The 12473-nt window shown below is 56.5% G+C and carries 12 protein-coding genes; 6 read left to right on the top strand and 6 right to left on the bottom strand.

Features of this window, described 5'->3' with window-relative positions; all coding sequences use genetic code 11:
- Positions 1-190 precede the first annotated feature (190 nt).
- Complete coding sequence (locus tag C8N30_RS19010) at positions 191-532, top strand: RidA family protein (RefSeq protein ID WP_015063163.1); 342 nt, start codon at positions 191-193, stop codon at positions 530-532.
- 65 nt (positions 533-597) lie between these two features.
- On the opposite strand, the gene repC is transcribed toward C8N30_RS19010, so the two are convergent.
- The 3 genes from repC to repA form a co-directional block, all read right to left on the bottom strand.
- The gene (gene repC / locus C8N30_RS19005; RefSeq protein ID WP_025060863.1) at positions 598-1698 is read right to left on the bottom strand and encodes a plasmid replication protein RepC; all 1101 of its coding nucleotides are present in this window, start codon (positions 1696-1698) and stop codon (positions 598-600) included.
- Positions 1699-1851: 153 nt separating this feature from the next.
- The gene (gene repB, locus C8N30_RS19000) at positions 1852-2811 is read right to left on the bottom strand and encodes a plasmid partitioning protein RepB (protein WP_015063161.1); all 960 of its coding nucleotides are present in this window, start codon (positions 2809-2811) and stop codon (positions 1852-1854) included.
- A 3-nt stretch (positions 2812-2814) separates the two neighbouring features.
- Positions 2815-3999 (bottom strand): plasmid partitioning protein RepA, encoded by a 1185-nt coding sequence (repA, locus tag C8N30_RS18995; protein WP_015063160.1) that lies wholly within the window; start codon positions 3997-3999, stop codon positions 2815-2817.
- Positions 4000-4223: 224 nt separating this feature from the next.
- Between repA and C8N30_RS18990 the strand changes: the two genes are divergently transcribed.
- The 5 genes from C8N30_RS18990 to C8N30_RS18970 all read left to right on the top strand — a co-directional run bounded on the left by C8N30_RS18990 (position 4224) and on the right by C8N30_RS18970 (position 9410).
- Positions 4224-4988, top strand: a complete 765-nt coding sequence (locus C8N30_RS18990; RefSeq protein WP_015063191.1) for an SDR family NAD(P)-dependent oxidoreductase — start codon at positions 4224-4226, stop codon at positions 4986-4988.
- Between the two features lie 129 nt (positions 4989-5117).
- Positions 5118-6458 (top strand): ATP-binding protein, encoded by a 1341-nt coding sequence (locus C8N30_RS18985; protein ID WP_015063190.1) that lies wholly within the window; start codon positions 5118-5120, stop codon positions 6456-6458.
- A 63-nt stretch (positions 6459-6521) separates the two neighbouring features.
- Positions 6522-7592, top strand: a complete 1071-nt coding sequence (locus C8N30_RS18980) for an isopenicillin N synthase family dioxygenase (protein ID WP_015063189.1) — start codon at positions 6522-6524, stop codon at positions 7590-7592.
- Between the two features lie 3 nt (positions 7593-7595).
- The gene (locus tag C8N30_RS18975; protein ID WP_015063188.1) at positions 7596-8249 is read left to right on the top strand and encodes a LysE family translocator; all 654 of its coding nucleotides are present in this window, start codon (positions 7596-7598) and stop codon (positions 8247-8249) included.
- A gap of 177 nt (positions 8250-8426) precedes the next feature.
- Positions 8427-9410: a class 1 fructose-bisphosphatase gene (locus tag C8N30_RS18970; RefSeq protein ID WP_015063187.1), complete on the top strand. Its 984-nt coding sequence runs from the start codon at positions 8427-8429 to the stop codon at positions 9408-9410.
- 3 nt (positions 9411-9413) lie between these two features.
- Here C8N30_RS18970 and C8N30_RS18965 read toward each other — a convergent pair whose 3' ends face one another.
- The 3 genes from C8N30_RS18965 to glpD all read right to left on the bottom strand — a co-directional run.
- Entirely contained in the window at positions 9414-10067 is a 654-nt protein-coding gene (locus C8N30_RS18965) for a GntR family transcriptional regulator (protein ID WP_015063186.1), read from the bottom strand.
- Between the two features lie 67 nt (positions 10068-10134).
- Positions 10135-11628 (bottom strand): glycerol kinase GlpK, encoded by a 1494-nt coding sequence (glpK, locus tag C8N30_RS18960; RefSeq protein ID WP_015063185.1) that lies wholly within the window; start codon positions 11626-11628, stop codon positions 10135-10137.
- Positions 11625-12473: glycerol-3-phosphate dehydrogenase (gene glpD / locus C8N30_RS18955; protein ID WP_120222910.1), on the bottom strand; the 849-nt coding region annotated here is incomplete at its 5' end. The genes glpK and glpD, both read right to left, overlap by 4 nt.

Genomic DNA, 12473 nt, shown 5'->3' with positions numbered 1-12473 from the left:
TATATTTTAGGGTTGAAGTATATTTTTGAACTTCGAGAAAACGCTTAAATTTTGACCATGCCTGTGCTGCGCCTTCGTGCTCAACGCGATGTTGAAGATTACCACCCTCGACTGCGCGTGAAGGCCCGATTGCCTATCGCACAGTCCGTAGCCATACATATGTATTACTTTCAACTTACAGGACACATCTATGATTGAACGCATCGAACCCGGCCAACGCTCTTCTAAAATCGTGAAATACAACGGCGTTGCCTACCTTACAGGACAGGTAGCAGAAGGCGACACAATACAGGATCAGGTCCGTGCCTGTCTGGCCAAGATTGACGCGCTTCTGGTAGAAGCCGGATCTTCGCGCGAGCATATATTGCGCGTTACAATATGGCTGGCCGATATGAAGGACTTTGCGGGCCTCAATGAGGTCTGGAATGCGTGGGTGCCCGCAGGCCATGCCCCTACCCGCGCGTGCGGCGAGGCAAAGCTGGCGCGCCCCGAACTCAAGGTGGAATTTATAGTCGAAGCCGCCTATCTTTGACGACATTAAATATGCAAGCCTTTGTAATACATGTATAATACAGATTGTCAGCTGACAATTCCTGATCATTTCAGCAATGTGCGTTGGTTAAGAAGCGTTGCGAGGTCCAGTTGCCCCTCACGGGATTGCTGGACCAGTCGCATAAGATACCCGCCGGGATTTCCAATACGCTCCAGATTTTCAAGGATGCATAAAACAGCGACGATTGCGTGCCGCTGCCCCATCTGCCGGCTGGCTTGCTCCAAAGTAGGTCTGTCTATTCCCATCATCGGCCCCAGCGCGTAGGCAACCCGAGACAGGTCATGCCAGTTTCGCACAGGCTCTGGAAAAAAGCTCAGGTACTCTGTGCATGATCCAACCACTGCCTCAAAAGAAGGTTCTTGTGTTGTGTTACATTGATCCAACTGCTGTTCTAGTTTTGAATATATTTTAGATTCAGGTTGTATGTGCCGCTCATTTTGGGCGTCAGCGGCGCTCGTTTTTATTGTGTCAGCGCGAATTTGTAGATCACTAATTGCGGCCTTTAGCGTTTTTTCATCGGGCTTGCGGCGCAGTAGTTTGAATGCGGTATCAGTCATTGTATCCGGCCCGCTGTGGTCAATCGCTTCCTGACGCAAAGCGGCAAGTTCGGCACGCAAGGTTTGCAAGTGTGTGCGCCTGGCCTGTGCGGCCTCGCTGGCGGCCATGATATCTGTTGCCAGCCGTGCCAGTGGTGACAGGTCAAAACCGAAAGCAAGGCGTGTGCCGCCTGAGGCTGCCCTTGCAAACCGTTTACGATTTGCGCTGTCACGGCGGCTGACAATACCGGTGCTGACCAGCGTGGCCAGATGGCGGCGCAACGTGCTTTCGGGCATACCGCCAAGGCGCTGTGACAATGTGTTGTTCGCGGGAAACACGATGGCGCTGTGGGGTGTGATGCCGATCGCCCGCGTGGGATGAAAGCTGAGCAGGGCGCGCAGGACTGCGATGCTTCTGTGGGTCAGCCCAAACTCCTCTGCAGCTTGGGTCAGCGCGGTGAGGAGATGCCATTTGTCCCATTGCTCCGCGCTTTCAACCATAGCGTCGGAAACAACGGATTTGGGTTTGATAGGGACAGCCGAGATGTGCCGCCCAAACGACGTTTGGTGGGAGTGTTTCATCGGATTTTCACGAAAGACAATAAGCATCCGCCCCTGCACCGTGATGCAGAGTTGACAGAGTTTCCGGAGGCGGCTATCTCAGATGTGCAAAGATCGAGAATGGCCTTCCGGGAGTAATCCTGGGGGGCTTTTTCTTTTTGTCCTTAGGGTCGTGCCTTTCTTTTTGTTATTACTACTTCCTCAGTCCTCGCGCCGCTGTTGTTGCCAGCGGTCGTGAAGCTCTTGCAGCAACGTCTCGGCATTGCCGTCGACCCATGTGTCAAACCCTTCAGCGCCTTTTGCACTTATGGTCAGGGTGACTCCCTTGGATGTTGATTTTATATCGGCCAAAGCCTTGCCGTTGATGCCGCGCAGGGTGCGCGGTTTTGGGGTGATCCTGGGTGCGGCAGGGGTGACACGGGCGGCGCGCTCGAACACCGCCTCGAACCGTGCATCTGATCCCAGCGCGCCGAATTCGGGCGTGTTCATCAGAGCGGTTGTGTGCCCGCGGCTGTTGTTGTCCTCCAGCGCCTTGGCCAGCGCCATCCAGCGGTCGCGACCGATCCCAGGTGCAGACCCAATCTGCCGCAAGAAGGGCAGGGGGAAAGCAGTGCCAACCTTGAGCATCCGCGAAACCATCGGCAGATCAATCGACAGCGCATCGGCAATCGTCTGGCGCTCGTAGTTTTGGGCGGCCAATTGCGCAGCGAAAGAAGCTTTCTCGATAAAGCTCAGGTCTTGCCGTGCCGTGTTTTCCTGCCCCTGCGCCATGACAAGGGCGTGATCGTCAAGCTGGCGTATCATGGCCTTTACAGGAATGCCCAGATCCCGCAGCGCCTTGAGGCGGCGGCGGCCATAGACAATTTCAAAGCGCCCCGGCTTTTTGGCATGGGGGCGGAGCAGGACAGGCACCTGTTGTCCGTAGGCTTTCAGGCTCTCGCGCAGCTGGGTTTGCGCGGCACTATCCACACCAAGCCGGTCTTCGATGCCCGCATCGTCAATCAAACTTGCATCAATCTCCTGCACGGCATTCTCTTGCAATTTGGTCAGTGAGGATTGCAACGCACCTACCGCGCCGCGTGGCTGGTGTGGCGCTTCCACAGGTTTGCGTCGCTCTGTCTTGGCGGGAATGTCGCCGCCTAATATACCTTTACGTGCCATCTGTTAGCGCCCCCATGCCTGTTGTAGCAGCGATTCAATCTCGTCGTTCACAAGATTGAGTGAATCGAGCGCACGGTCATAGGTTTGGCGATGGAATGCGGCGCGCTCGACCTCGTAGATGGTCTGCTGTGTCAGGCCCGCATCGCTGATCGCAGTTGATTTAAGCATCGGCGCCACCATGACCTCGTCACCGAACAATTGCCGCAGAAAGGCCACGACCTGCTGTTGCGGACCGTCGTTAGGCTCGTAGCGGTTAATCAGGAACCGCATGAAGTCAAAAGTCATATTTGCCCCCGCTTTAGAGACTACATCGAGTAAGTCGGCACTCATCTGGAGGAATTGCGACATAGACGCCACATCGAGCATGTTTGGCACAATAGTGATCATCACACCGGTCGAGGCGCATAGTGCTGACAGCGTGAGGTAGCCCAGTTGCGGAGGGCAATCGAAGATGATGACATCATATTGATCCTCCACCTCCTGAAGTGCGGCAGCCATGCGCGCATAGAACGCGGGCTGAACATTGGCGCGCAACGCCTGCGGCGTCTCGTGTTCGAACTCCTGCAACAAAAGGCCGCCGGGGGCGAGGTCGATGCCAGTGAAATATGTCTTCTGAATGATTTGTGAAAAGGGCAGGGGATCATCATAGCGAATTGCATCGTAGATGGTGCCGGAGTTCAGAAAATCCACCTCTGGTCTATAGCCAAACAGGGTGGTTAGGGACGCTTGTGGGTCGATGTCAACCGCGAGAACACGCAGCCCCTTGAGGGCCAGACGTTGTGCTGCGTGAATGGCGCTGGTCGTTTTGCCGGAGCCGCCTTTAAAATTGAGGAATGACAGGACCTGAACCTTGTCGTCGGCCCGACGGCCGCGCATGTAGGTGCCCGGTACTTTAGCGGTGGTTTCCAGAATCTTTCGTATTTCCAGCAGGGTTTCCGCATCATAGTGCCTGCGCCCTCCTGAGCTTGCCTCTACTTCAGGGATTTTTTCGTCGAAGTGCAGCTTGCGCAGGAAGCTGGTAGAGATCCCGAGCATTTGCGCCGCTTCGCCTGCCGAAAACTGACGCAGCACTTTGCGCGCATCGGGTGCGAAGACCTTGAGCATATGGCTGTCGAGTGCTGCTGCGAGGTCTTCCGCATTCTCGCGAATGCGGGTATTAATATCAAATTGCGCGAGCCGCTTTGCCATTGTCCTGTACACCTGTATCCAAAGGCTCTGCGGCCTTCTTTGAGTAACGCTTTATTCCGATAGCGCCTTTAATATCGTTTCTTAGCGGAGAAGTGACCGGTTTAGCAACCGATTCCTGCGGGCGACTGCAATGGCAGGCCATAAAGGCTGAAAAAACAATGACTATACTTGGTGAATGAAACGGTTATCCATGGGGGCGTATAAGCATGGAGAGGGCGGTTTTTATGGATATTTCAGGGCAAATTGCATTGGTAACCGGTGGTGGCAGTGGGCTGGGTGCAGCTACGGCGCGGCATCTGGCGGGGCAGGGTGCGCGGGTAGCAATCCTTGATTTTGACATCCTTCGGGCACAGGCCGTGGCCGACGAAATCGGCGGAATCGCTGTACAGGCCGATGTCAGCGACGAGGCCGCGGTGGGTGCCGCGTTTGATACCACGACGGCGCATTTCGGTGCCGCACCCCGCATCGCAGTCAGTTGTGCGGGCGTGGGACTGGCAGCCCGTATTGTCGGACGCGAGGGCAAACTCTCATTCGATGTGTTCGAAAAAACGCTCAAGGTTAACCTCTTTGGCACCTACAATGTGATGAGCCATGCCGCCCGCCGCATGGCAGAGCAAGAACCGATGGAGGACGGGGAACGTGGCGTGGTGATCAACACTGCTTCGGTTGCGTTCGAGGACGGACAGCTTGGGCAGGCGGCCTATGCGGCGTCAAAAGGTGCGATTGCTGCCATGTGCCTGCCCGCCGCGCGCGAGTTGGCACAGTCTGGTATCCGCGTTATGGCCATTGCTCCGGGTTTGTTTCTGACCCCGATGATGGAAAGCTTGCCCGAAGATGTCACTGCTAAGATCACGGCCAATATCCCTTTTCCCGCCCGCCTTGGAGCGCCGGCGGAATTTGCGTTGCTTGCCGACCAGATTATCCGCAACCGGTTTTTAAACGGGACCACCATACGCCTTGATGGGGCTGTGCGGTTGCCGCCACGGTAGGGTGTCGGAGCCGTGGCAAACAATGTTTGCGCGTAAGAAAGCACAATCCATGGTTGAAAAATTCTTGATATACCTATTCAGAGAACCTGCGTTGTGTTAAATATGCCAAGTGATACAGAGGGATAACACATGCAGCGACGCAACAACGACAGACAGGCCGGGATAAGCGAGGCCGCGACGCTGAGAACCCTCAATGCATTTGCGGTCGATCTGATCACAATTCCAACGGTGGAAGATCTTTTTTGGTATGTGGCGCAAAATGTTGTCGGGCCGCTGAGCTTTGTTGATTGTGTGATCTATCAGGCCAATGACGAGCAAACCGAACTGGTTCAGGTTGCCGCGATGGGGGAAAAGAACCCCTTTGGCCGGAGCATCCTAAACCCGCTAAAAATTCCGTTTGGTTCAGGGATTACAGGTCAGGTAGCAAAAAGCCGCACGCCAATGATTGTGGATGATCTGAGCCTTGACGAAAACTACATTTCTGACACGTCTTGCGCACGTTCGGAGATTTGTGTTCCGATTGTCTGTGGCAATCGTGTGGTTGGTATCATCGACAGCGAACATCCCAAGAAGGGTGCGTTCGGTCCCGCCGAACTTGAGGTGCTGATCACGATTGCCGCCCTCACGGCCGCCAAGCTGGAGCTGTTGGCGGAGGCCGACCGGTCCAAACAGCGCTACCACGATCTGGTTGAGGCCCACGCAGAGCTGAGCCGCGAAGCTACCAACCGTAAAGCGTTGGAGGCGGAGCTGTTCAATGCGCGCAAAATGGAGGCCGTGGGCCGACTGACCGGGCGGTTTGCCCATGAATTCAATAATCTTATGACAGTCATTTCCGGTAATCTGGAATTTCTGGAGCATGATGTTCCAGAAGGCGGCCCCCGTGAGACACTTAAGGCCGCCCAAGACGCGGCGGCGCGCGGCGGTGTTGTAATCGACTCAATGCTGGCGTTTTCGCAGCGCACGCGCCTCAGCCCGCAACGTGTAGATCTGAATGATATTCTACGCGCCTATTGCGCTGACCCTAAAAAAGTAGCGCAGGACGAGGTTGTCATGATCCTTGGGGAGGGCTTGCACTCTGTCGAGCTTGATCCGGAAGTATTTGAAAAAGTGATGGGCAATCTGCTCGGCAATGCCCGCGATGCGATGGCGGCAGCACCGGGGCGTGGTGACAGAATTGCAATCAGCACGCGCAACACAGTGCACGACCTTAGCCACCAGCGGCCGTTATCCACCAATCTGGCCGCTGGCAATTATGTCAGGTTGAGCGTTTCGGACACCGGAGTCGGGATCACCCACGACAGGCTCCACCAGATATTCGACCCGTTCTTCACGACCAAACAGGTAGGCGAGGGGAAGGGTCTGGGGCTGTCGATGGTGCTGGGCTTCATGCAGCAGTCAGGCGGAACGGTCGACGTTGTATCGGACGCTAGAGAAGGATCTGTTTTTCATCTCTATTTTCCTGCCAAGTGACGTTGGGAAAGATTTTGTTAACCATAATCCGTTAACCAAAAGTAAATAGCTGCTGGAGGTGATATGCTGATTTCAAGAATTTCGGTCGACAACAAAGACGGGCAATTGCCCCTGATTAGTGTCAAAGCGCTGAGGTCAGGTGACCCTGCGCAGGTGCAGTCGGTAGCTGATGCCATAGGTGAAGCTGCGCGCACGATCGGCTTTTTCCGGATATGCGATCACGGTATCGACACCGCGCTCATCGCTGATGTCTACCGCGTGGCAGAGCAGTTTTTCGGCCTTCAGGACGACTTCAAACAGCAGTACTATATCGCAAAAAGCACCAATCATCGCGGGTACGTGCCGTTTACCGAAAAAGGCGACTATCCCGACGAGGTAAACCGTAGCTACGAGGCATTCGACCTGGGGCTCGACCTGCCTCACAACGATCCCGACTATTGCGCGGGCAATCGTGTTTTAGGGCCTAATGTCTGGCCCATGCTGGCCGGCTTTCAGGATACTGTGGCGCAGTACTACCGTGAGGTGTCGGCGTTAGGCCGGCTGATCTGTTCCTCCCTCGAAGGGCATTTGGGCCTGCCTGCAGGTGCCATGACAGGCCATATGAACAAACCGATTTCACAGCTGCGGCTGCTGCATTACGTGCGGCAGGCACAGACCGTCGCGCATAAATCGGTGAACATGGGCGCGCATACGGATTACGAATGCCTCACCCTACTGCATACCCGCAATCAGGGCCTGCAAGTGATGACACAAGACGACAAATGGATTGATGTCCCCGTCGATCCTGATGTGCTGATTGTGAACATCGGGGACATGATGGAGGCATGGACAAACGGCATTTTCCGCTCCACTCCGCACCGGGTTCTGAACCTAAGCCCCGAGCGTTATTCCCTTCCGTATTTCGTCGCAACTAACTACGATACCTTGATAAAACCATTTTCCCAGCTGATTGGCGCTGGTCAATCGGCGAAATATGAGCCTTTCTTTGCAGGTGCGCATCTGGAGCGTATGCTGGTGCGGGATTTTCCCTATCTGCGAAACCGGCCAAAAAGCCCGCAAGCCGGAGCCGCCGGCCTGCCAGAGGACGTGGTTTATAACCCGTTCGAGGGCCGTTTGAAACAAGGTGCGAGCTAAACCATGCCACCGATCGAGAATGTGATGGCGGTCCTTGTGGCCGGATTTTTCCTTAGTGTGACGCCGGGGCCCTCAATGTTGTATGTCTTGTCTCATAGCGTCGGGCAAAGCCGTGCGGCGGGGCTGGCTTCGGCTGTCGGGCTGGCGCTGGGGGGGATGTTACTGGCGGTGGCGACCGCGCTGGGGCTGGCCAAACTGTTCGAGGAGGTGCCGTCGGTTGTTATCATCCTGCGCTATCTGGGGTCGGCCTATCTGGTGTGGCTCGGGCTCAATATGATCCGCAATGCCCACCGCGAGGCGCAAACCTCGTTTACCGCCCAGAAAGTCGCGCAGAAACCGATATCTTCCATCGTCTGGCAAGGTGTTGTCGTCGAGTTACTCAATCCCAAGACGGTGTTATTCTTCGCTCTGTTCCTGCCACCGTTCGTATATGCGGGTGCGGGACCGGAGGGGGTTTCCGATGTCCGGTTACAACTGCTTGTTTTGGGCGTCCTTGTCCCGCTCACGGCGATCCCGTCCGACCTGATGATTGCTATTTTGGGCGGTGCGGTGACCCGCACCATCAACCAGCGGCGCAGGTTTCGTGAAAGGCTTGCGTGGACCGGGGGGTTGATCCTGATTATGATTGCGGTGAATCTGCACATTGGCCTGATCTGAAGGCGTCATTTCAGGGGGATTGTCGGCTTTGTGGATGTTGAAAGGCAGCAGCCTCAACCGCCGCGGCTTGCCCTTGATCGCGATAGCCCCCAAAAGGTATGCGGCGCTACGGCAATTGAAATGCCTGCGGTGTGTGAGACAAAAACCGGTAGGCAGGGGCCTCTGAAAGGAAACGATATGACACAGACAACCTTGCGTGCGCAGCTTCAGGGACAAAAGACAGACACGGATCTGCTGATGTTGATGGAAGACATCGCGACCGCCTGCCAGATGATTGCAGACCGCGTGCGACACGGTGCTTTTGCAGGTGTGCTGGGTACTGCCAATACGGAAAATATCCAGGGCGAGACGCAAAAAGAACTCGATGTCATCTCGGACGAGATTTTTCAGCAGATCGTCGGGGCAAACCCGACCGTCGCTGCATTGGTGTCCGAGGAAGTGGATGAAGTGAACTGGCGAAAACAATCCCCGCAAGCGGGTGATTTCGTCGTCTATTATGATCCGCTTGACGGGTCCTCGAACCTTGATGTGAACCTCTCGGTGGGGACAATTTTCTCAATCGTGCGGCTGGACGCGGCAACCGCGCCCGATGCTGCCGCCGTTCAGATCAAGGGCACGCAGCAAATTGCAGCGGGTTACGCGATCTATGGTCCCTCGACGGGCTTGGTGATTACCGTCGGTCAAGGTGTTGACGGATTTACCCACCACCCGGGCTCAGGGGAATTTTTGCTGACCCAGCCTGCCATGAACATTCCGCCGCAGACGCAGGAATTCGCGATCAACACATCGCGCTACGATTTGTGGGAGGCGCCGGTACGCAAGTATATTGATGATTGCCTGCGCGGTGCTTCGGGGCCAAGGGCCAAGAAATTCAACATGCGCTGGTGTGCGTCGATGGTGGCCGATGTACACCGGATCCTCATCCGTGGTGGTGTGTTCCTATACCCCAAAGACAGCGGTAATGCGGCACAGGGTGGCAAATTGCGCCTGATGTACGAGGCGAACCCTATGGGAATGCTGGTTGAGCAGGCGGGAGGTGCATCGTCGACGGGGCGGGGGCGGATTATGGAAGTGGACCCCACAGGCCACCACCAGAGGGTGCCGGTTATCCTCGGATCCCGCGACGAAGTTGCAGTCATCGAAGAGTATTACCGCGACTAGACCCTAATCCGCGTCTTCGAGACCTTGCGCGATGTTGGAGTGCCCTTGCAGAATATCGTTGTGCAGGGCCTCTCCGACAGCTTCATAGTCCTGATCGCGCAGTGCTTCGATGATCACTTCGTGCATGTCTGCCATCGGCGTTGACTGGTCCCGCTTTACGATCACCCGCAATGACGGCCCGACCCGCAGCCAATGCGAAGCAGCTGTAGCCATCAAAATTTCTGCTTCGGAATGGGCATAGAGCGTCCAGTGGAACACGTGGTTTTGTCGCAAATAGGCCTGAATATCGCCGGCCTTAAGGGCGGCATTCACCTGCGCATCGATCGCCTCCAGCGCGTCAATATCCGCGGTCTCCATCCCAACGGCGGCAAGGCGCGCAATCTGCGGCTCGATTCCCGTGCGGGCATAGGTGAGTTCTTGTAACTGTTCGAGTGTTAGTTTCGGTACCATCAGGCGGCGGTTATCGCTGGCACGCAATGCCCCCTCTGCCGTAAGGCGGCGGATAGCCTCGCGCGCGGGGGTTATGCCGGTGCCAAGGCGCTCAACGATACCGTTAATCGTGACGGCCTCACCGGGGGCAAGCTCTCCGAAGAGGATCAGATCGCGCGCTTTGCGGTAGGTAACTTCGTGATCGGGCAGGGGAGCAGGTGTGGACATTGGAGAACCTGAAAAAGAGGGTGCGGCGTTCATCATCGCAAGGTTTGCGCCGCTTGACCATGGGAGATCAGACAGCAAGCGTTGCAGCAATAGCACGTCCCCATGCAGCATAGCGGTTTTTGCGGGTATCCGCCCCCATCTCAGGGGTGAACGTGCGCTCCAGTGCCCAGTTTTCGGCAAAGCCCTGCATATCAGGATAAATTCCGGCGCGCTGACCAGCAAGCCATGCGGCACCAAGAGCGGTTGTTTCTGTCATGCGGGGTCGGTCAACCGGCGCATCAATGATGTCGGCCAAAAACTGCATGGTCCAATCACTTGCGGCCATGCCGCCGTCCACACGCAGGGTAGGGACCGCACCACTGCCGTGCCAGTCCGCCTGCATTGCTTCTAGCAGGTCGCGGGTCTGGAACCCGACACTCTCGAGGGCGGCGCGGGCCATTTCGGCGGGGCCGGTTGCGCGGGTCAAACCATATGCGGCGCCGCGACAATCCGCGTTCCAGTATGGCGCGCCAAGCCCCACAAAAGCAGGGACTAATATAACGTTCTGTGCAGTATCCGCAGTCTGCGCCAGCTTGCTGGCCTCAGCCGCATCCGCGATAATACCAAGGCCGTCGCGAAGCCATTGAACCACTGCGCCTGCCACAAATATCGATCCTTCAAGCGCGTAGGTGGGTACCCCGTCCAGCTGGTAGGCGATGGTGGTCAGCAACCGGTTTTGCGATGTCACGGCAGTAGTGCCGGTGTTCAAAAGCGCAAAACACCCTGTGCCATAAGTTGACTTCATCATCCCCGGCATGAAGCAGGCCTGTCCGACGGTGGCAGCCTGCTGGTCCCCTGCAACACCAAGGATTGGCAAAGCGGCCCCGAAATGCGCAGGATCTGCCATGCCGAAATCAGCTGCGCAGTCCTTCACTTGCGGCAGCATCACCTGCGGAATATCGAGGAGTGCGCAAATCTCGTCGCTCCATGCGCCTGTATGAATATTATATAGCATCGTGCGGGCCGCATTGGTGGCATCAGTCACATGCGCCGCGCCGCCCGTCAGGTTCCAGATCAGCCAGCTGTCAACTGTCCCGAATTTGAGCTTGCCCGCGCGGGCACGCTCGCGGGCGCTATCATGATGGTCGAGGATCCATTTCAGTTTGGTTCCGGAAAAATACGGGTCAAGCAACAGGCCGGTTTGCGCCCGCACCATATCGCTGTGGCCTGCATCGCGCAGGGCTGCGCAGGTGTCAGCGGTGCGCCGGTCCTGCCATACAATCGCATTGCCCAGTGTCGCGCCCGTTTCTACATCCCAAACCACGGTCGTTTCACGCTGATTGGTGATCCCGATGGCCGCAATATCAGCAGCAGTGAGCGAAGCCTTCTCAAGTGCTCCGCGGCAGGTTTGCAGCGTGGTTTGCCACAGGTCCCGGGGATCATGCTCAACCCAGCCTGACCGGGGGAAATGTTGTGGAAATTCCTGTTGAGCGCTGGCCACAATCGACATTGCTGCATCAAAAACAATAGCACGCGAGGACGTCGTCCCCTGATCGATTGCGAGGATATGGCTGGCGGTCATGCGGGCTCCGTCATGTAGACATCGAGGGCGGTAATTTGTGCAGGCGTCATGCGCAGACCCAGCTTCGAGCGGCGCCAGACGATATCAGCGGCACAGGTCGCGTATTCGTGGGTGATAAGGTATCGTACTTCGGTCTGCGTCAGGGTTGCGCCAAAATCCGTGCCAAGGTCGGAGGCCGCTTTGGCGGTGCCCAGCATTCCTCGCGCATCGGTGCCGTAGGCACGGACCAGACGTTTTGCCCAGACGGGCGTAAGAAAGGGGTAATCGCGCAGCAGGCCAGCGATAAGACTGTCCACCTCTGACACCTCGAAATCACCACCTGGCAGGGCCGCTCCTGCGGTCCATTTCGGCTTTAGCGCTGGCAAATAGGGGGCCATCATGTCCATCGCATCTTCGGCCAGCACACGGTAGGTGGTGATTTTCCCGCCAAATATGTTGAGCAGCGGCGGACCTGCGTCATCGACCTTGAGAACGTAATCGCGAGTTGCCGCACTGGCCGAGCTTGCCCCGTCATCATAGAGCGGGCGCACACCTGAATAGGTCCAGACTACATCATCGGCACTTATGTCATTCTCGAAATACTGGTTGGCAAAATTAACGAGGTAGTCACGCTCGGCGTCCGTGCAGACGGGCGCAAGGGAGGGGTCGTCGTGGTCTGCATCGGTGGTGCCGATCAGGGTGAAATCCGTCTCGTAGGGGATGGCGAATATAATGCGCCCGTCACTTCCCTGAAAGAAATAGCATTTGTCATGATCATAAAGTTTGGGCGTGACGATATGCGAGCCGCGCACCAGACGGACCCCCTCGGAGGAGTTTACCCGCAGCTTTGTCTGGATGATGTCGCC

It is taken from the genome of Sulfitobacter guttiformis (genome assembly GCF_003610455.1).
In the GTDB taxonomy this organism is placed as follows: Bacteria; Pseudomonadota; Alphaproteobacteria; order Rhodobacterales; family Rhodobacteraceae; genus Sulfitobacter; species Sulfitobacter guttiformis.
The sequence above is the reverse complement of the archived record's forward strand: the minus strand, read 5'-3'. Positions and strand labels throughout refer to the sequence as shown.

Coding starts and splice junctions, on each gene's coding strand:
- repB (WP_015063161.1), bottom strand. CDS start 2,811: ATGGCACGTAAAGGTATATTAGGCGGCGACATTCCCGCCAAGACAGAG.
- C8N30_RS19010 (WP_015063163.1), top strand. CDS start 191: ATGATTGAACGCATCGAACCCGGCCAACGCTCTTCTAAAATCGTGAAA.
- C8N30_RS18985 (WP_015063190.1), top strand. CDS start 5,118: ATGCAGCGACGCAACAACGACAGACAGGCCGGGATAAGCGAGGCCGCG.
- C8N30_RS18970 (WP_015063187.1), top strand. CDS start 8,427: ATGACACAGACAACCTTGCGTGCGCAGCTTCAGGGACAAAAGACAGAC.
- repA (WP_015063160.1), bottom strand. CDS start 3,999: ATGGCAAAGCGGCTCGCGCAATTTGATATTAATACCCGCATTCGCGAG.
- C8N30_RS18975 (WP_015063188.1), top strand. CDS start 7,596: ATGCCACCGATCGAGAATGTGATGGCGGTCCTTGTGGCCGGATTTTTC.
- C8N30_RS18980 (WP_015063189.1), top strand. CDS start 6,522: ATGCTGATTTCAAGAATTTCGGTCGACAACAAAGACGGGCAATTGCCC.
- repC (WP_025060863.1), bottom strand. CDS start 1,698: ATGCTTATTGTCTTTCGTGAAAATCCGATGAAACACTCCCACCAAACG.
- C8N30_RS18965 (WP_015063186.1), bottom strand. CDS start 10,067: ATGTCCACACCTGCTCCCCTGCCCGATCACGAAGTTACCTACCGCAAA.
- glpK (WP_015063185.1), bottom strand. CDS start 11,628: ATGACCGCCAGCCATATCCTCGCAATCGATCAGGGGACGACGTCCTCG.
- C8N30_RS18990 (WP_015063191.1), top strand. CDS start 4,224: ATGGATATTTCAGGGCAAATTGCATTGGTAACCGGTGGTGGCAGTGGG.